The sequence below is a fragment of the Streptomyces venezuelae genome, from assembly GCF_008642335.1.
GTDB classification, from domain to species: Bacteria; Actinomycetota; Actinomycetes; order Streptomycetales; family Streptomycetaceae; genus Streptomyces; species Streptomyces venezuelae_F.
In genome coordinates this window covers 7,230,518-7,248,015 of record NZ_CP029191.1, presented here as the reverse complement: position 1 = coordinate 7,248,015, position 17,498 = coordinate 7,230,518, and the positions used below count along the sequence as shown (strand labels likewise).

At 72.4% G+C, this 17,498-nt stretch carries 11 protein-coding genes; 7 read left to right on the top strand and 4 right to left on the bottom strand.

Annotated features, from left to right (window positions below; genetic code table 11):
- The first annotated feature begins 2 nt into the window (after positions 1-2).
- From DEJ49_RS32180 to DEJ49_RS32165, 4 genes are all read left to right on the top strand, one after another.
- Positions 3-416: a nuclear transport factor 2 family protein gene (locus DEJ49_RS32180; RefSeq protein WP_150187365.1), complete on the top strand. Its 414-nt coding sequence runs from the start codon at positions 3-5 to the stop codon at positions 414-416.
- The gene (locus tag DEJ49_RS32175) at positions 413-1,867 is read left to right on the top strand and encodes an NAD(P)/FAD-dependent oxidoreductase (protein WP_150187364.1); all 1,455 of its coding nucleotides are present in this window, start codon (positions 413-415) and stop codon (positions 1,865-1,867) included. Before DEJ49_RS32180 ends, DEJ49_RS32175 begins: the two co-directional genes overlap by 4 nt.
- Before the next feature lie 200 nt (positions 1,868-2,067).
- Positions 2,068-3,285 (top strand): S1 family peptidase, encoded by a 1,218-nt coding sequence (locus tag DEJ49_RS32170; RefSeq protein WP_150187363.1) that lies wholly within the window; start codon positions 2,068-2,070, stop codon positions 3,283-3,285.
- Positions 3,286-3,414: 129 nt separating this feature from the next.
- The gene (locus tag DEJ49_RS32165; RefSeq protein WP_223833066.1) at positions 3,415-4,365 is read left to right on the top strand and encodes a hypothetical protein; all 951 of its coding nucleotides are present in this window, start codon (positions 3,415-3,417) and stop codon (positions 4,363-4,365) included.
- Between the two features lie 19 nt (positions 4,366-4,384).
- Here DEJ49_RS32165 and DEJ49_RS32160 read toward each other — a convergent pair whose 3' ends face one another.
- Complete coding sequence (locus tag DEJ49_RS32160; RefSeq protein ID WP_150187362.1) at positions 4,385-4,606, bottom strand: hypothetical protein; 222 nt, start codon at positions 4,604-4,606, stop codon at positions 4,385-4,387.
- Positions 4,607-4,939: 333 nt separating this feature from the next.
- Here DEJ49_RS32160 and abc-f point away from each other — a divergent pair, with 333 nt between their 5' ends.
- The 3 genes from abc-f (at position 4,940) to DEJ49_RS32145 (ending at position 8,979) form a co-directional block, all read left to right on the top strand.
- Complete coding sequence (abc-f, locus tag DEJ49_RS32155; RefSeq protein WP_150187361.1) at positions 4,940-6,574, top strand: ribosomal protection-like ABC-F family protein; 1,635 nt, start codon at positions 4,940-4,942, stop codon at positions 6,572-6,574.
- Between the two features lie 89 nt (positions 6,575-6,663).
- A complete protein-coding gene (locus DEJ49_RS32150; RefSeq protein WP_150187360.1) occupies positions 6,664-8,364 on the top strand; it encodes an ABC-F family ATP-binding cassette domain-containing protein in 1,701 nt (566 codons plus the stop codon).
- Positions 8,365-8,430: 66 nt separating this feature from the next.
- The gene (locus DEJ49_RS32145; protein WP_150187359.1) at positions 8,431-8,979 is read left to right on the top strand and encodes a CGNR zinc finger domain-containing protein; all 549 of its coding nucleotides are present in this window, start codon (positions 8,431-8,433) and stop codon (positions 8,977-8,979) included.
- On the opposite strand, the gene DEJ49_RS32140 is transcribed toward DEJ49_RS32145, so the two are convergent.
- The 3 genes from DEJ49_RS32140 to DEJ49_RS32130 all read right to left on the bottom strand — a co-directional run bounded on the left by DEJ49_RS32140 (position 8,936) and on the right by DEJ49_RS32130 (position 17,495).
- Positions 8,936-9,331, bottom strand: a complete 396-nt coding sequence (locus tag DEJ49_RS32140; RefSeq protein ID WP_150187358.1) for a hypothetical protein — start codon at positions 9,329-9,331, stop codon at positions 8,936-8,938. The two genes, DEJ49_RS32145 and DEJ49_RS32140, sit on opposite strands and share 44 nt — an antisense overlap.
- A gap of 83 nt (positions 9,332-9,414) precedes the next feature.
- Positions 9,415-12,252: a helix-turn-helix transcriptional regulator gene (locus DEJ49_RS32135; RefSeq protein ID WP_190329508.1), complete on the bottom strand. Its 2,838-nt coding sequence runs from the start codon at positions 12,250-12,252 to the stop codon at positions 9,415-9,417.
- The gene (locus tag DEJ49_RS32130; RefSeq protein WP_150187356.1) at positions 12,249-17,495 is read right to left on the bottom strand and encodes a type I polyketide synthase; all 5,247 of its coding nucleotides are present in this window, start codon (positions 17,493-17,495) and stop codon (positions 12,249-12,251) included. Before DEJ49_RS32130 ends, DEJ49_RS32135 begins: the two co-directional genes overlap by 4 nt.
- Between the last annotated feature and the right edge of the window lie 3 nt (positions 17,496-17,498).

The window sequence follows — 17,498 nt, the reverse complement described above, 5'->3', positions numbered from 1 at the left end:
CCATGCCCGACGAGGCCGCGCGCAAGCAGATGGCCATCGACTACGCCCGGCGGATCAACGCCGGTGACATCGAGGGTGTCCTCGACCTGTTCACGGACGACATCGTCTTCGAGGACCCCGTGGGGCGGCCGCCGATGGTGGGCAAGGACGACCTCCGCAGGCATCTCGAACTGGCCGTCTCCTGCGGTACGCACGAGGTGCCCGAGCCGCCGATGACCTCGATGGACGACCGTTTCGTGGTCACGCCGACGACGGTCACCGTGCAGCGGCCGCGGCCGATGACGTTCCGCATCGTCGGGATCGTCGAACTCGACGAGAACGGGCTCGGCCGCCGGGTCCAGGCGTTCTGGGGAGTCACCGACGTGACCATGGACGGGCCCGCCGACACCAACCACCCCGAAGGGATCCGCGCGTGACCACCACCCGACCCGCACACGCCGTCGTGCTGGGCGCCAGCATGGCGGGCACCCTCGCCGCCCACGTCCTGGCCCGTCACGTCGACGCCGTCACCGTCGTGGAACGCGACGCCCTGCCCGAGGAGCCCCGGCACCGCAAGGGGGTGCCGCAGGGCCGCCACGCCCACCTGCTGTGGTCCAACGGCGCCCGACTCATCGAGGAGATGCTGCCCGGCACCACCGACCGCCTCCTCGCGGCCGGTGCGCGCCGCCTCGGCTTCCCCGAGGACCTGGTGACCCTGACGGGGCAGGGGTGGCAGCACCGCTTCCCGGCCACCCAGTTCGCGCTGGTGGCCAGCCGCCCGCTGCTCGACCTGACGGTACGTCAACAGGCCCTGGCCCCCGCGAACATCATCGTGCGGCAGCGCACCGAGGCCGTCGAGCTCTCGGGCGGCGGGAGCCGGGTCACCGGTGTCGTGGTGCGCGATGTGGACGGCGGTACGCAGGAGACACTCGAAGCCGACCTGGTGATCGACGCCACCGGCCGCGGCTCCCGCCTCAAGCAGTGGCTGTCGGCGCTCGGCGTGCCCGCACTGGAGGAGGACGTGGTGGACGCGGGCGTCGCCTACGCGACCCGCCTCTTCACCGCTCCGCCCGGCGCGACGACCCACTTCCCCGCCGTCAACATCGCCGCCGACGACCGCGTCCGCGAGCCCGGCCGGTTCGGTGTGGTCTACCCCATCGAGGGCGGCCGCTGGCTGGCGACGCTGTCCTGCACGAGAGGCGCACAACTGCCGTCCAGCGAGGCCGAGTTCTTGCCCTTCGCGGAGAACCTGAGCCATCCGATCCTCGCCGAGCTCCTGCGCGACGCGGAGCCGCTCACCCCCGTCTTCGGCTCCCGTTCCGGCGCGAACCGTCGCCTGTATCCGGAGCGCCTCGCCGAGTGGCCCGACGGGCTGCTCGTCATCGGCGACTCGCTGACCGCGTTCAACCCGATCTACGGACACGGGATGAGCTCGGCCGCGCGCTGCGCCGACACGATCGACCGCGAGTTCCGGAAGGACCCGCAAGGCGGCACGGGGTCCGCGCTCCGCCTCCAGAAAGCGATCGGCGCGGCCGTCGACGACCCGTGGATCCTGGCCGCGACCAAGGACATCGACTACGTCAACTGCCGGGTGTCGGGGACGGACCCGCGCCTCATCGGGGTCGACACGGAGCAGCGTCTGCGCTTCGCCGAGGCCATCACGGCCGCGTCGATCCGCTCCCCCAAGGCGTCCGAGATCGTCACGGACGTGATGAGCCTCAACGCGCCGCAGACCGAACTGGGCTCCAACCGCTTCCTCATGGCGATGCGCGCCGACGAACGGCTGCCTGAGCTGACAGCTCCCCCGCTGCACCCGGAGGAGCTGGCCGTGGTGGGTCTGGATCCGGCCAAGATCACGCCGGAGGCCGTCGGTCATTCCCGCCCGTAATAGCCCGTGCGGAAGTGTGCGGTTTTAACAGTTCCCTTGATGTTCTGTTAAAAGCTGCCCTTGTCACAGACCTTGTTGAAGGACTGATCACTGGGCCAGAGTTCATGCCGCGGCGAGCCCCACGCTCGCCGCCAGGCAGGAACCCACCCCCCATTTCCCTTTTAAGGAGAGTTCCTGCCTGCCATTCGGAAGGAATCAGTGTGTCGCAATCTCGTAGATACAGATTCGCCGCCGTGGCCGCTCTGCTCTCGGCGTCAGTGGTTGTGGGAACCCAGGCCACGGCGCAGGCACAGGCGCCGGTGAAGGACTCCGCTCCGGCCGCGCGCTATCAGCCGGAGATGGTGCGGGCGCTCGCCGCGTCGCTCGGTGTGAGCGAGAAAGCCGCGGTCGAGCGGCTCGACCGGCAGGACGCCCAGGAGGCCCGGCTGGCCGAACTGAGGAAAAGCGGGATATCCGGGGACGGGGCGTTCTTCGACGCCTCCGGCAGGCTGACCGTCAACGCCGACGACAAGGCCGATGTCACCGCCATCGAGAAGGCCGGCCTCGACGCCCGCGTGCCGGCCCGCGGCCAGGACAGGCTCGACGAGATCAAGGCGGGGCTCGACGCGGCGGCCACCCGGCGCGCCCCCGCCGGTGTCGTCGACTGGTCCGTGGACCTGGCGTCGGACAAGGTCACCGTCAAGGTCAACAGCGAGCGCGGGGCGGCCGCGAAGGCGTTCCTCGCCAAGGCCAGGACGTACGGCTCCGCCGTCAAGATCGTCCGGGACCAGGAGAAGCGCGCCCCGCAGGCCGCGATCGCCCCCGGCAGCAAGATGACGATCAACGACACCAACGGCTGGTGTTCCGTCGGTTACGGCGCCCGCGACCGGTCCGGCAAGCAGTACCTCGTCACCGCGGGCCACTGCGTCGAGGGCCTGCCCACCCTGCGCTACGGCGGCACCGCGTTCGCCAAGGGCACCCACACCCGCTTCGCGGTCGGCACCAACAGCCGCGACATGGGTGTCGCCGCCATCAACTCCGGCCACTCGATCACGACCCAGGTCGGCACCTGGGGCCAGGCCGGCAACGTCGCCGTGAACGGCAGCCGCCGCGCCTCGTCCGGTGCCGCGCTCTGCAAGTCCGGCGCGACCACCGGGTGGACGTGCGGCAAGGTCGGTTCGTACAACGTCTCCGTCACCTACGTCGACCAGAACGGCGGCCCCGACACGGTCGTCACGGGTCTCGCCACCTCCAGCGTCTGCACCGAGGGCGGCGACAGCGGCGGTGCGTACATCTCCGGCAACCAGGCCCAGGGCATGACCTCCGGCGGCCCGGTGAACCAGCAGTGCACCGGGGGTGTGAACTCGCGCGGTTCGTCCTACTTCCAGCCGCTCGACGACGCCCTCTCGTACTACGGTCTTACGCTCAACACCAACTGACCTGACTTCGAGGGAAGACCAGGGGCCGTCCACCGGCTAAGGTGGGCGGCCCCTGGTCGCCTGTGTGGCCTGAAACCGCCGTTGAGCCACCCTCATCGGGGCGAGGACTCCCGCCCGCCGAAAGACGCCATGCCGAACACCCCCCACACCGAAGGGCCCGATAGGAACACCGCAGGGTCCCGCACGAACGCCGAAGGGCCCGATACGACCTTCGCGACCGTGTTCCGCCGGGCCCTGCAGCAGCGCGGGCTGCCCCTGGAACGCATACGCGACCACCTCAGGGCCCAGCAGATCAGCATCAGCCTCGCCACGCTGAGCCACTGGCAGCGCGGGCGCAGCCAGCCGGAGCGCGCCCAGTCCCTGCGCGCCGTCGACGCGTTGGAGCCGCTCCTCAACCTGCCCGCGGGAGCGCTGCGCTCACTGCTTGGCCCGCACCGGCCCCGAGGCGGCCCCCCACCGGTCGACCCGACCGTCGCCCGCACGGTCTACGGCGAGAACTCGGACGTGGAACAGGCTCTCGGTGACGCGTTCCCGCAGTTCAACGAGGGGCTACGGCCGCTGACCGTCCAGGAGACGGTGTGCCTGGACGAGCACCGTTCCATCCATGAGACGTCGATCACGACCGTGGTGCAGGCCGTCCGTGACGCGGTCGAGCACCTGACCGTCGTCCACTTCCTCGACTCGCCGAAGGCGGGGACGGTCGACCTCGCCGTCCCCTACGGGCCGCCGCCGCGCAGCCGCTTCCTGCCGGAGCTCGGGTGCGTGGCGGCCGACATTCCGCTCGGGCGGCAACTGGCCAGGACCGAGACCGCGGTGGTCGCGTACACGCTCCGGGCCGCGTCGGACGTCTCCTACCAGCACGAGCGCCGTGTCACCACGCCCCTGCGGGCCTACCTGCTGCACGTGCGCTTCCATCCCCTGGCGCTGCCCGCCGGCTGCTGGAGCTATCAGCGCGAGCAGATCGGCGCCGAGCCCCGCCACCGCCGACGCACCGCACTCGACGCCTTCCACACGACCCACCTGCTGCCCACGCACTGCAGGCCAGGGGTCTACGGGATGGAGTGGGAGTGGCCCGACTGAGGGTGCTCGGACAGGGCGGTCACAGCCCGAGGTCGAGCGCCAGGCACGAGTAGTACTTCCACGAGCCCTCGGGGTGGTAGGCGCCGGGCTCGGTGCCACTGCGGCCGACGGATGCGCCTTCGGTCATGTCCTCGAAGCGGATGCGCTCGGGGAGGTGGCCGAAGCGCTCGCGGCGTACCGCGTCGGCAGGGCCGACGGCGGCACCGACGGCAGTGGTCGTGCTGGTGAGTTCCTTGCCCATGGGGATCTCCACTTCGACTTCACCGTGTGCGTACGTCACCACTCTAACCGGTGACGCGCCACGAGGGCCAGGCGTGTGTCCGGTCGGAGCGTGACGGGATTCGGCACCTGCTACGCTCCGAAAGACCTGGACCTGATTCCCGGGACCTGATTGATCGAGGAGTCGCAGACGTGGTGGGTGAAGACGACATCTCCGGATGAGATCCGGAAGTGACAGGCCACCGGCCGGCGCCGTAGGTGCGCTGCTGCCGTGGCCCTGTTCGTCGTTCCTTCCTTTCCCACCCTGCCCGGGGCAGAGCTCTGTCTGCCCTGTCGACACCTCGAGGTTTCCTCCATGTCCGACGCCGCCATCACCTGCTCGAACCTCTCCTTCGCCTGGCCCGACGACACCCCGGTCCTGAGCGACCTCTCCTTCACGCTGACCTCCGGCCGCACCGGCCTGGTCGCCCCCAACGGCTCCGGCAAGAGCACCCTGCTCAAGCTGATCGCGGGCGAGCTCAGGCCCGCCACCGGCTCGGTCTCGGTCAACGGCACGCTCGGCCACCTCCCGCAGAGCCTCCCCCTGACCGGCACCCTCACGGTCGCCGAGGTGCTGGGCGTCGCCCCCGTCATCCAGGCCCTGAACGCCGTCGAGTCGGGGGACGTGAGCGAGGAGCACTTCACCACCATCGGCGACGACTGGGACATCGAGGAGCGCACCCGCGCCCAGCTCGACCGCCTCGGGCTCGCCGGGCTCGACCTCGACCGTCGCCTGAGCACGCTCAGCGGCGGCCAGATCGTCTCCCTCGGCCTCGCCGCCCAACTCCTCAAGCGCCCCGACGTACTGCTCCTCGACGAGCCGACCAACAACCTCGATCTGGAGGCCCGGCACAAGCTCTACGACGTGCTGGAGAGCTTCACCGGCTGCCTGCTCCTGGTCAGCCACGACCGTCCGCTGCTCGACCGCATGGAGCGCATCGCCGAACTCAGCGGCGACGAACTGCGCTTCTACGGCGGGAACTTCAGCGCGTACGAGGAAGCCGTGCGCGCCGAGCAGGAGGTCGCCGAGAAGAACGTCCGCAACGCGGAGCAGGAGCTGAAGCGCGAGAAGCGCGAGCTGCAGCAGGCCCGCGAGCGGGCCGACCGGCGGCAGAGCAACGCCGCCCGCAACCTCAAGAGCGCCGGTCTGCCCCGCATCTTCGCCGGCAACATGAAGCGGGGCGCGCAGGAGTCCGCGGGCCGGGCGGGCCAGATGCACGCGACCCGGGTCAGCGAGGCCAAGGCCCGCCTCGACGAGGCCGGGCGCGCGCTCCGCGACGAGCAGCGCATCACCCTCGAACTGCCCGACACCCGGGTCCCGGCCGGACGCAACCTCTTCCTCGGCGAGGGCCTGCAGGTCCGGCACGCCGGCCGGGCGGTGTTCGCCGAAGGCGGTGTCGGCCTGACCATTCGCGGCCCCGAGCGCATCGCGCTGACCGGGCCCAACGGCGCCGGTAAAACCACCCTGTTGCGGCTCATCACCGGCGATCTCGCCCCGGACGAGGGCGAGATCAAGCGCAACGACGGCCGCATCGCGTACCTCTCGCAGCGCCTCGACCTGCTGGATCCGGAGCGCACCGTGGCGGAGAACTTCGCCGCGGCCGCCCCCGAGCGGCCCGAGGCGGAGCGGATGAACCTGCTCGCCCGCTTCCTCTTCCGGGGCCGGCGGGCCCATCTGCCCGTCGGCGTCCTCTCCGGCGGCGAGCGGCTGCGGGCCACGCTCGCCTGCGTGCTCTGCGCCGAACCGGCGCCGCAGCTGCTGCTGCTCGACGAGCCGACCAACAACCTCGACCTGGTCAGCGCGGGCCAGCTGGAGAGCGCGCTCGACTCGTACCAGGGCGCCTTCGTCGTGATCAGCCACGACGAGCGCTTCCTCGCCGAGATCGGGGTGAACCGCCGGCTGCGGCTGGCGGACGGGGTGCTCAGGGAGACCGGAGCGCCCGCGGTGTGAGCCGCCGGTGAGCGACCCGGCCCGTACGAGGCGACGCGCCCGGCGGGCCGACCACCCGGCCCCCCCTGACACACGGGAGAACGAGCCCCATGTCCCAACCCCAGCCCCAACCCCAGCCCCAGCCCTCGACTCGGCCCCAACCCGCCCTGCTCGCCCATGACATCGTGCGCAACTTCGGGGGCCGTCGCGTACTCGACGGCGTCTCCCTGACCGCCTCCCCCGGCCACCGCATCGGCCTGATCGGCGAGAACGGTGTCGGCAAGTCCACGCTGTTGCGGGTCCTCGCCGGTGCGGACGAGCCCGACACCGGCAGCGTCGTCCGCCCCGCCGACCTCGGCTTCCTGCACCAGGAGATGCCCTTCGACACGGGCTCGACCATCGCCGCGGTCCTCGACGACGCGCTGCGCGAAGCCCGCGAGGACCTGGCGGAGCTCGGACGGCTGAGCGAGGAGATCGCCCGCGTCCCCGAGGACACGCCCGCCCATCGAGAACTCCTCGACGTCTACGGCAGGCGGCTCGAACAGGCCCAGGACCGCGAGTCCTGGGACGCCGACCGCCGGGCGGCCCTGGTCCTGGACGGACTCGGCCTGGGCGCGCTCGCGCACGACCGTACGCTCGGCTCGCTGTCCGGCGGGCAGCGCGGCCGGCTCGCGCTGGCCGCGCTGCTCGTACGGCGGCCGACCGCGCTGCTGCTCGACGAGCCGACCAACCACCTCGACGACGGCGCCGCCGCCTTCCTGGAGGAACAGCTGCGCGACCTGCCGGGCACGGTGGTGGCCGCCAGTCACGACCGCGCGTTCCTCGACGCCGTCTGCACCGACCTGATCGACCTCGACCCGTCGGTCGAAGGACCGGTCCGCTACGGCGGCAACTACTCGGCGTACGTGAGCGAGAAGCGCGCCGAGCGGGCGCGATGGGAGCAGCGTTACGCCGATGAGCAGGAGGAACTGCGGGCGTTGCGGCACTCGGCGGGTGTCACCGCGCGCCGGGTGGCGCCTGACCGCGGGCCGCGCGACAACGAGAAGATGGGTTACGGCCATCGGGCGGGCCGGGTGCAGAGCCAGATCTCCCGCCGGGTGCGCAACGCCACGCGACGCCTCGAGGAGTTGGAGCGGGACCAGGTGGCCGCGCCGCCGCGGCCGCTGCGGTTCGCGGCGGAAGTGCTGAGTGCGCAGCGAACGACTGAGCATGTGGAGGACGACCCCCGGCCGCTGATCTCACTGCGGCACGTCCGGGTGCCCGGACGGCTCGCGCTCGACGCTCTGGACGTGGCGGCGGGCGAGCGGCTGCTGGTGACGGGGGCGAACGGGGCGGGCAAGTCGACGTTGCTCGCCGTGCTCGCCGGACACCTGGCCGCCGAGGGTGTGGTACGTCGACGGGAGCACCTGACGGTGGGCCTGCTGGCCCAGGACACGGTGTTCGAGCGGCCGGACCGTACGGCTCGGGACACGTACGCGCTGGCGCTGGGGCCGGAGCGGGCCGAGGCGGTACCGCTGGCGTCGCTGGGCCTGGTCCACGCGGCTGACCTGGACAAACCCGTCGGCACCCTGTCCGTCGGGCAGCGTCGACGGCTCGCGCTCGCCCTTTTGGTGGCCCGTCCGCCTCGGCTGCTGCTGCTCGACGAGCCGACCAACCATCTCTCGCCGCGCCTGTGCGACGAGCTGGAGGAGGCGATGGCGCCGGGCCCCGATTCCGGTGACGGTCCCGGTTTGGGAGCGATCGTCCTCGCGAGCCATGACCGCTGGTTGCGGCGGCGGTGGACGGGGCACACGCTCCGGCTGTCGACGTGAGACGCGTAGATGGCGCGTGGGTGACCTTCGTTGCGGGGCGCAGAGGTCACCTGTCAGGATGGTGACGTGAATCTCGACCACGTCTTCGTCTGCGGACATCCGGCCCTCGACTTCGCGGCCACGCTCCGCGCGCGACGTTCCACGCGGTTCGAGATGTTCGTGACGCCGGAGCGGCTCAACGCCTGGTACCTGGAGTCCGGGCTCGTGGACGCGATCACGCCTGCGGAGGAGAGCGATGTGCGGGCGGCGACGACCGTGCGCGAGGCGGTCTACCGGCTCCTCACGGACCGCCGCCTCGGCGAGGGCTTCGACCGCGAGGCGCTCGCCGTGCTCAACGCCGCGGCCCGCCGGACCCCCGTGACACCGCAGCTCGCCCTGGCCGGGCGGCACAACGAGGCGACCCCCGACCAGGCCCTTGCGACCGTGGCCCGCCAGGCCGTCGAACTGCTCGGCGGCCCGGACGTGCCGTTGCTCAAGGAGTGCGGCAACCCCGAGTGCACCCGGGTCTACGTCGACCGCTCCCGCGGCATGCGGCGCCAGTGGTGCGGCATGGAGTCCTGCGGCAACAAGATCAAGGCCGCCGCGTACCGCGCGCGGAAGAAGACCGGGGGGTGACGCGCACCGCCCTGAGGTGCCGGTCGAGAACTGCCGTGAGCCCCGCCATCGTCGCGGCGGCCAGGGCGAAGCAGCAGCAGACGAGACTCACGGTCCCGACCCATGCGGTGGGCCTGTCGAACACGGCGGCGGAGAGCCGGACCCCCGCGCCGAGCGCGCCCGCCCCCGCGGCGAGCAGCCAGGTGCCGGGGGTGAGCGCACTCCACACGTCACCGGCGGCCGCGGATCGCGCGATGCGCAGGACGACGCGTCCGGCGAGCACCGCACCGGCCAGAGGCGCGACGAAGGCCGCCCCCAGCAGGAGCAGTGCGGGCAGAACCCATGTACCGGGGTCTTCGGACGCAAGGATCATGACTGGAAGACGGCCGGAGCGACGGTGAGGTTGCACGGCGGGAGAGCTGTACGGCGTACCGCTGTTGTCCGGTGAGCGGCCCGCTAGAGCAGCACGGCCTGCAGATCGAGTCGTTTGACGTCGAGTTTCCGGTAGATCCTGGTCAGGTGCTGTTCGACGGTACTGACCGTGACATACAGCTTGCGGGAGATCTCCCGGTTGGTGAACCCGTCGGCGGCCAACTCGGCCACGCGGCGTTCGGCGTCGGTCAGCTCGGCGTCCGGTTCGGCGTGGCCGGGAAGGGGCGGTGGCGGGGGGACGGCGGAGGGCAGGGGGCCGGCCGAGGGCGGGGGCCCGGTCAGAGAGGGGGGCGTGCTGCCCCAGCGCCGGGCCAGGAGCTGGGCCTTGCGGGCGAGCAGCCGCGCGCGCTCCGTCTCTCCCGCCTCCCGTACGGCCGCACTCTGCTCGGCCACGGCCCGCGCCAGCTCGAAGACGTCACCGGCGCCCCTGAGCACGGCGACGGCCTCGTCGAGCAGCTCGACGCGGTCCGGGGTAGGGGCCGTGGCGGCCCGCAGCCGCAGCGTCATGCCCCAGGTGCGGCCGTCGGCAGGAGCGGGCAACGTCACCTGGTCGTCGACGAGTTGGCGGGCCAGGAGGGACTCGCCGAGGGCGAGGTACGCCTCGGCGGCACCGAGCCGCCACGATTCCAGCGCGGGCAGGTCGACGCCCCAGCTGCTCATGCGCGTACCGCAGGCGTAGAAGTCGCACAGGGCGGCGTAGTGGCAGCCGGTGGCCAGGTGGTAGCGGCCGCGCGCCGCCAGGTAATGCAGCCCTGTGCGGGTCTGGAACACCTCCGGGGCGACGGGCCGTTCGAGGAGGGCCGACGCGCCGTCGACGTCGCCGACGGCCGACGCGGCCTGCACGGCGGCCGCCAGCGGAAGGCCGATCGCGGCGCCCCAGCCCTTGGGGCCGAGCATGTCCAGCGCGGTGGCGGCGCGCTGTCGCGCCGCGGCCGGGTCGCCCTGACGCAGGTGGATGAGGGCACGCCACGCGGTGAACCAGGCCTGCCAGGTGGGGCTGTTGCGTTCGCCGGCCTGGGCGATGAGCCCGTCGCACCAGGCGGCGGCACGGTGCGGCCGGTCGCGGTAGGTGAGCGTGGCGAGGGCGGCGGTGTGGACGGCGACGGTGCGAGGGCCGAGGCGGTAGCGGTTCAGGGAGCGTTCGGCCGCGTCGACCACACCGGCGGGGTCGCTCTCGCCGCCGTGCAACAGGTCCTGCATCAGAGTGCCCGCGCCCTGCAGTTCGGGGGTGACGGCAGGCGGCGCCGACCGCTGCGCGGCCAGCACACCGGAGCCGAGCCGCTCCTTCACGTGCCCGGGGTAGAGGTAGGCACCCCAGAGCCAGGGCGTGTCGAGGTCAGCGGCGTTCATGGCGGGCGCGCCGCCCGGATTGGGCCCGGCGAGCGCACAGATCGCATCCAGCCCTTCGTCGACACGACCGTGCCAGAGGAGGTGGGTGGGGAGGGCCGCGGGGGTGGGGGCTGGGGCTGAGGTTCGGGCTGGGGCTGGGGCAGGGGCTGAGGTTCGGGTGGGGACCGACGCCGAGGTTCGGGCGGGGACTGACACTGAGCTTCGGGCAGGGAGATGGTGGAGGACTTTTGCGGGGTCCAGGCGCCATTCCGCGTCGGCGAGCGCACTCACGACCGCGGTCCGCTGCGCGGCGCCCCGGCACCTCCGGTACGCGGCCCGCAGATACTCCACCCCCGTCACCACTTCGTCGTTCTCCAGGGCGAGTTGCGCCGCCTCCTCGAACACGGCAACCGCCCACGGCGTGTCCGACCGGTCGGCGGCGGCGACGAGGTGCGCGGCCACCTCGTCCGCCGGGGCGCCCTCCTCGTGCAGGAGGGCCGCCACCCGCCCATGCAGCGCGCGACGTTCCTCCGTCGGCATTCCGTCCAGGACGGCCGACCCGAACGCCGGGTGGCACAGGCGCCCTTCGTGCAGCACCTCCGCGACGGTGAGCTGGTGCACGGCACGGGCCACGGAGGCCGCGTCCACGTCGAGGAGTCGGCCGAGCAGAGCGGGTGCGGCCTGCTGCCCCAACGCCGCGACGGCACGCGCGACTTCGGTCACCGGCGCCTCGTGTCGGTGGAGGAAGCCGAGTACCGCTCGCCCGAACGCCTCGCCGGCGCCGCCCGCCGACCGGTGGTCGTCGGCCAGCGCGTGGACGAGGGGCGGATGGCCCGCGCTCATGCCGTGGACGAGCGGAGTGAGGTTCCCCGCCGTTTCCTCGTCGAGTCGCCGCGCGAGCACGGCTTCCACCCCGGCCTTCGACAACGGCTCGAGGCGGATCCGCCGCAGCGCGGGCTCGTGCGGGAACTCGCTGCCGAGCAGCGCGTTGTCCGCCGTCTGATGGACGTACTCGGTGAACAGCACATGGAGCCGCGCCGAGCGCAGCCTGCGCATCATGTACAGCAGGCATTGCAGCGAGGCCGCGTCGGCGTGGTGCGCGTCGTCGACGGCGATCAGGACGGGCCGCTCGGCGACCAGACCGCGCAGCGCCTCACAGAGCCCACGCAGCGCGGGTGCATGAAGTACGGGTGGGGGCGGGGGTGCGGCGGCGGCCTCGTCACACCACGCCAGCGTACGTTCGGCCGTCGCGGCCGGCAGTTCCGGGCAGCCGCGTACCAATTGCTCCAGGATGCCCAGGGGCAGCTCGCGCTCGGCCCGGCAGGCCCTGGCGGTCAGCACGAGCACGGCGGGCGCGACCCGCTCGGTCCACGCCCGCAGCAGCGCGGTCTTGCCGGTGCCGACCGCTCCGCTGAGCACCACCACGCTGCCGCGGGTGTCCCCGGCATCCTCGTACGCGCTCCGCAGCGCGGCCAGTTCCTCGTCCCGTTCCACGAGGTCGACCGTTCCGTGCCGGTCCGCGGCGCGCGTCACAGGGTGCCCCACTGGCGGTCGATCAGCGCGAACATGTCGTCGGCGCTCGCGGCCGACAGGTCGTCCGCTTCGCCGCCCTGTCCGTCCTCGCCGTCGGCGGGGAGGGGGGCCTCCGCGGAGTCCAGCTGCTTCGGCTGCTTCGGCTGCTTCCACAGCAGGGTCTGGAGACGTCGGATCAGGCCCGTGCGGCGGGGGTCGTCCACGGCGAGTCCGGCGAGGGTCTCCTCCAGGTCGTCCAGGTGCCCGGCCACCGGGAGTTCGCCCGCGCCACCGTCGGGCAGGACCCTGTCCAGCAGGTGTTCGGCGAGGGCGCGGGGCGTCGGATAGTCGTAGACCAGGGTGGCGGGCAGCCGCAGCCCCGTCGCGACGCGCAGCCGGTTGCGCAGCTCCACCACGACGAGGGAGTCGAAGCCCAGGTCCTTGAAGGCCTTCTCCGGCTCCACCTCCTGCCCCGGCTCGTACCGCAGCACGCCGGCGACCTGCTCGCGCACCACGTCGAGGAGCCGTCCGCTCCGCTCCCGCACCGGCAGCGCGGCCAGCTCGCGTCGCAGCGCGGAGGCCTTCTCGGCGCTTTCGGCGCTTTCGGCGCCGTCCGAGGAGGCGTCGAGGATGCGGCGGGCCGCGGGGACCTCATCGAGCAGACGGGTCGGGCGGGCAAGGGTGAACAGCGGCGCGAACCGCTCCCATTCGATGTCGGCGACCAGGCTGTGCCCCCGTCCCGCGTCGAGCACGGAGCGCAGCGCACCGAGCGCCAGCCGGGGTTCCAGGGGCGGCAGCCCCTGGCGCCGGGAGAGCCCGGCGGCACCGCGGGCCAGGTCGCGGGCCAGGTCGCGGTCCTTTGGGTCCTTTGGGTCCTTTGGCAGATCCCAGATGCCCCATCCGACGGAGACGGTTCGAGGTCCCTCGCCCCCATCGCCGTGCCGCTGGGCGAGCGCGTCGAGGTAGGCGTTGGCGGCGGCGTACGCGCCGTGCTCCCTACTGCCGAGCGTGGCGGCGACGGAGGAGAAGTACAGCACGGTGTCGACGTGCCCGGAGCCGGTACCGGCCGCGAGATCGCCCAGCTCCAGGGCTGCGGCCGCGGCCGTGGCTGCGTCGAGGGCGTCGGGCGTGACCTCGGCGAGGGGGGCGAGCTCGCCGGGCAGGGAGGTGTGGATGACGGTTTGGATGCGTACGTCCGCGAGCTCGGCGAGTGCGCGGCTGCGGTCCTGGGTCTGGACCTGGGCCTGGACCTGGGCCTGGCTTCCGTAAGGGACGGTCAGAACGGTGAACTGCACGCCCTGGGCTGCTACTTCGGCGGCGAGCCCGCCGTCCTGGTGGGCCTGGTGGGCCTGGTGGGCCTGGCTATTCAGGTGATCGCCGTCTGGGACCGTGTCCAGGAGTACGACGTGCTCGGCGCCGGACGCGGCGAGCCACCGCACGACCTGTTCCGTCAGCCGGCCGACGCCGCCCGTCACCAGGACCGCGCCTTCCGGCCGCCAGCTTCCGGCCGCCTCGTCGCCGACCGGCGCGTCGGGCACCAGACGTCGGCCGTAGGCGCCGCCGCGACGCAGCGCGACCTGGTCCTCGCCGCTGCCCCCGCACAGCACCGCGTACAGCGCGGCGGGATCGAGTGTGTCGGGGTCGGCGGGCAGGTCCAGCAGTCCGCCCCACAGTTCCGGGTGTTCGAGGGCGGCCACGCGGCCGAGTCCCCAGACGGCGGCCTGTTCCGGAGAGACGACGGGGTCGGTGTCACCGCACGACACGGCGCCCCGGGTGGCACACCAGAGGGGCACATCGGCTTCGACGTCGAGGAGACCGTGCAGCAGGGTGAGGGTGGCCGAGGTGCCGCTGAACCGGCGTCGGGCGTCCGTGTTGGTGTCGGTGTTGGTGTTGGTGTCGGTGTTGGTGTTGGTGTCGGTGTCGGTTTCAGCGTCCGTGCCGTCGGCGAGCGCCAGCAAGGAAAGCACTCCGGCGAGCGGTACGTCGTCGTCCGCGCCCGTCGACCGCCACGAGCGGCTCAGGTCGGCCGGCTCGGCGCGCCCGGCACCCGTCCCGACCTCGACGAGACGTACCGGCGCGCCCGTCTCCTCCAGCGCCCGGACACACGTACGCGACCACGCCTCCGCACCGTCTTCGGGGGCGAGGACCAGCCAGGCCCCGCCGCCCGGCGCGGGTGTCGGCAGGTCCACGCGCCGCCAGTCGACGCGGTACCGCCAGGCGTCGACGGTCGACCGGTCCCGCCGCTCGCGCCGCCACGCGGACAGCGCCGGGAACACCGTCTCCAGGGCGGCCCGGTCCGCGTCGTCCTTGAGGTGGAGGGTGTCGCAGAGGGCCTGGACGTCCGCGCCTTCGACGGCTGCCCAGAACCCGGCCTCTTCCCCGTCCGCCACGGACGCGACGCCGGGCACCGCGACGTCCGCCAGCCAGAAGCGCCGCCCCTGGAAGGGGTAAGTGGGCAGGTCGACCGTGCGGGGCGGAGGGTCGGCCGGGAACCAGCCGGACCAGTCGACCGTGACCCCCGCCGTGTGGAGGCGCGCCATGGCCTGCGCGAAGGCGACGTCGTCCGGCAGGTCCGCGTGGCGCAGGGAGGCGGTGACGACGGGCTCGGACCCGCCTTGAGGGTCGGCGACCACGTCGAGGGTGTGTTGGGCGGCAGTGGCCAGGACGGGTGTGGGACCCAGCTCCACGAACACGCCCGCGCGGTCGGCGACTTCGGCGATGGCGGGCTGGAAGAGGACGGGTTGCCGCACGTGCTTGGCCCAGTACTCCGGAGCGGTGATCTCGGACCCGGCTTCCCGGCCCGTGACGTTGCTGATCAGCGAGACCTTGGGTGCGGCGAACTTGACGTCGCGTATCGCCTCGGTGAAGTCCGTGAGCATGGGCTCCATCAGGGCCGAGTGAAACGCGTGGCTGACCGAGAGCGCCTTGGTCTTACGCCCCTTATCCCGCCACAGCGCAACAACCCTCTCGACCGCATCCGCCGGACCCGAAATGACGGTGGAGTCCGGGGTGTTGACCGCCGCGAAGCTCACACCCGACCCCGCGAGGTCCGCCGCCAGCTCCTCAGGCGTGGCCTGCACCGCGCACATCGCACCGCCCTCGGGCAACGCACCCATCAACCGCGCCCGCGCACCCACCACCTTGCACGCATCCGCCAGCCCAAAGGCCCCCGCCACATGCGCCGCCGCGATCTCCCCGATGGAATGCCCGACCACCACATCCGGCCGAACCCCCACCGACTCCCACAACCGCGCCAAACCCACCTGCAGCGCAAACAACCCCGCCTGCGCCCACATCGTGTGATCCAACCGCCCCCGCGGCCCCCCGAAGACGACTTCGCGGACCGAACCACCCAACTCCACATCAAGCAGCCCGCACACCTCATCAAAGGCCTGGGCAAACACAGGGAACCGCTCATACAACCCGGCACCCATCCCCACCACCTGACTGCCCTGACCACTGAACAGCCAGACCATGTCCTTTCCGGCACCGACCGGCACGGAAGTCGGGCCTATCAGCGCCGGATGCGGCTCCTCCGCGGCGAGTGCCTCAAGCCCGGCCACCAAGTCGGCGCGGTCCGCGCCCACGACCACGGCGCGACGGTCATGCAGCGCACGCGTACGGAGCAGCGACCAGCCGATGTCGACGGGTGCACTCAACTCCGGTGTCGCAGCGGCCCGTTCGGCGAGGGCGCGACCCAGCTCCCGCAGCGCTTCCCGGCTGCGGGCCGAGACGAGCCACGGCACCACGAGATCCTGCCGGGGCCCGGGATCTTCGGCGGGGGGCGGTGCGGGGGCCTGTTCCAGGATCAGGTGAGCGTTGGTGCCGCTGATGCCGAAGGAGGAGACGCCCGCCCGGCGGGGGCGGTCCGTCTCGGGCCACGGCACGGGGGCGGTGAGGAGCCGCACTCCTCCGCCCTCCCAGTCCACGTGGGGCGTGGGACGGTCGATGTGCAGGGAGGCGGGCAGCTCTCCGTGGCGCATCGACATCACCATTTTGATGACGCCGGCGACGCCCGCGGCGGCCTGCGTATGGCCGATGTTCGACTTCACCGAGCCGAGCCACAGCGGCCGGTCCGCCGGTCGGTCCTTCCCGTACGTGGCGAGGAGCGCGTTGCCCTCGATGGGGTCGCCGAGCGTGGTGCCGGTGCCGTGGGCCTCCACGGCGTCGACGGCGTCCGGCGTGACGCGGGCGCTGGCGAGGGCCTGGCGGATCACGCGTTCCTGGGCGACGTCGTTGGGGGCGGTGAGGCCGTTGCTGGCGCCGTCCTGGTTGACGGCGGATCCGCGGACGACGCCGAGTACTTGGTGGCCGTTGCGGCGAGCGTCGGAAAGGCGTTCCAGGAGGATCAGGCCGACGCCCTCGGAGAATCCCGTGCCGTCGGCGGCCTCCGCGAACGGTTTGCAGCGGCCGTCCGGCGCCAGGCCCCGCTGGCGCGAGAACTCCACGAACGCCGTCGGCGTGGACAGGACGGTCACACCGCCCGCCAGAGCCAGGCCGCAGTCACCTTGGCGCAGCGCCTGGCAGGCCAGGTGGATGGCCACCAGCGATGCCGAGCACGCCGTGTCGAGCGTCACCGCCGGGCCCTCCAGGCCGAAGGTGTACGCGATGCGGCCGGAGATGACGCTGGCCAGGGTGCCCGTGGTCGCGTACCCCTCGACCTCCGGCGGCACCTGCTCCCCCGACATGTGGTCCTGGCTCGACACTCCTGCGTACACGCCGGTGAGCGTGTCCCTGAGTGTGCCCGGGTCGATGCCCGCCCGCTCGAACAGCTCCCAGGCCACTTCGAGGAGTACGCGCTGCTGCGGGTCGGCGGCGAGCGCCTCGCGCGGGTTGACGCCGAAGAAGTCGGCGTCGAAGCGGGCGGCGTCCCGGAGGAATCCGGCTTCGCGCACGTAGGTGGTGCCGGGGTGGTCCGGGTCCGGGTGGTAGAGGCCGGCCACGTCCCAGCCGCGGTCGGTCGGGAACTCCTCGATCGCGTCGCCCTGCGCGGCCACGAGGTCCCAGAGCTGTTCCGGTGAGGCGACGCCGCCCGGGTACCGGCAGGCCATCGAGACGACGGCGATCGGTTCCCGCTGCCGCTCCTCCACGTCGCGCAGGCGCTGACGGGTCTGCCCGAGATCCGCCGTCACGCGCTTCAGGTAGTGGCGGAGCTTGTCCTCCGTGCCTGGCTTGCCCTCCGTACTCGGCTTGTCCTCCGTACCCGGCTTGCCTTCCGTCCTCGGCCTGGCCTCCGTACCCGGCTTGTCTTTCTCACCCGGCATGTC

Excerpts from the sequence above, each read along its gene's own strand:
- DEJ49_RS32160 (WP_150187362.1), bottom strand. The coding sequence starts at position 4,606 with ATGGGCAAGGAACTCACCAGCACGACCACTGCCGTCGGTGCCGCCGTC.
- DEJ49_RS32180 (WP_150187365.1), top strand. The coding sequence starts at position 3 with ATGCCCGACGAGGCCGCGCGCAAGCAGATGGCCATCGACTACGCCCGG.
- DEJ49_RS32165 (WP_223833066.1), top strand. The coding sequence starts at position 3,415 with ATGCCGAACACCCCCCACACCGAAGGGCCCGATAGGAACACCGCAGGG.
- DEJ49_RS32130 (WP_150187356.1), bottom strand. The coding sequence starts at position 17,495 with ATGCCGGGTGAGAAAGACAAGCCGGGTACGGAGGCCAGGCCGAGGACG.
- DEJ49_RS32140 (WP_150187358.1), bottom strand. The coding sequence starts at position 9,331 with ATGATCCTTGCGTCCGAAGACCCCGGTACATGGGTTCTGCCCGCACTG.
- abc-f (WP_150187361.1), top strand. The coding sequence starts at position 4,940 with ATGTCCGACGCCGCCATCACCTGCTCGAACCTCTCCTTCGCCTGGCCC.
- DEJ49_RS32150 (WP_150187360.1), top strand. The coding sequence starts at position 6,664 with ATGTCCCAACCCCAGCCCCAACCCCAGCCCCAGCCCTCGACTCGGCCC.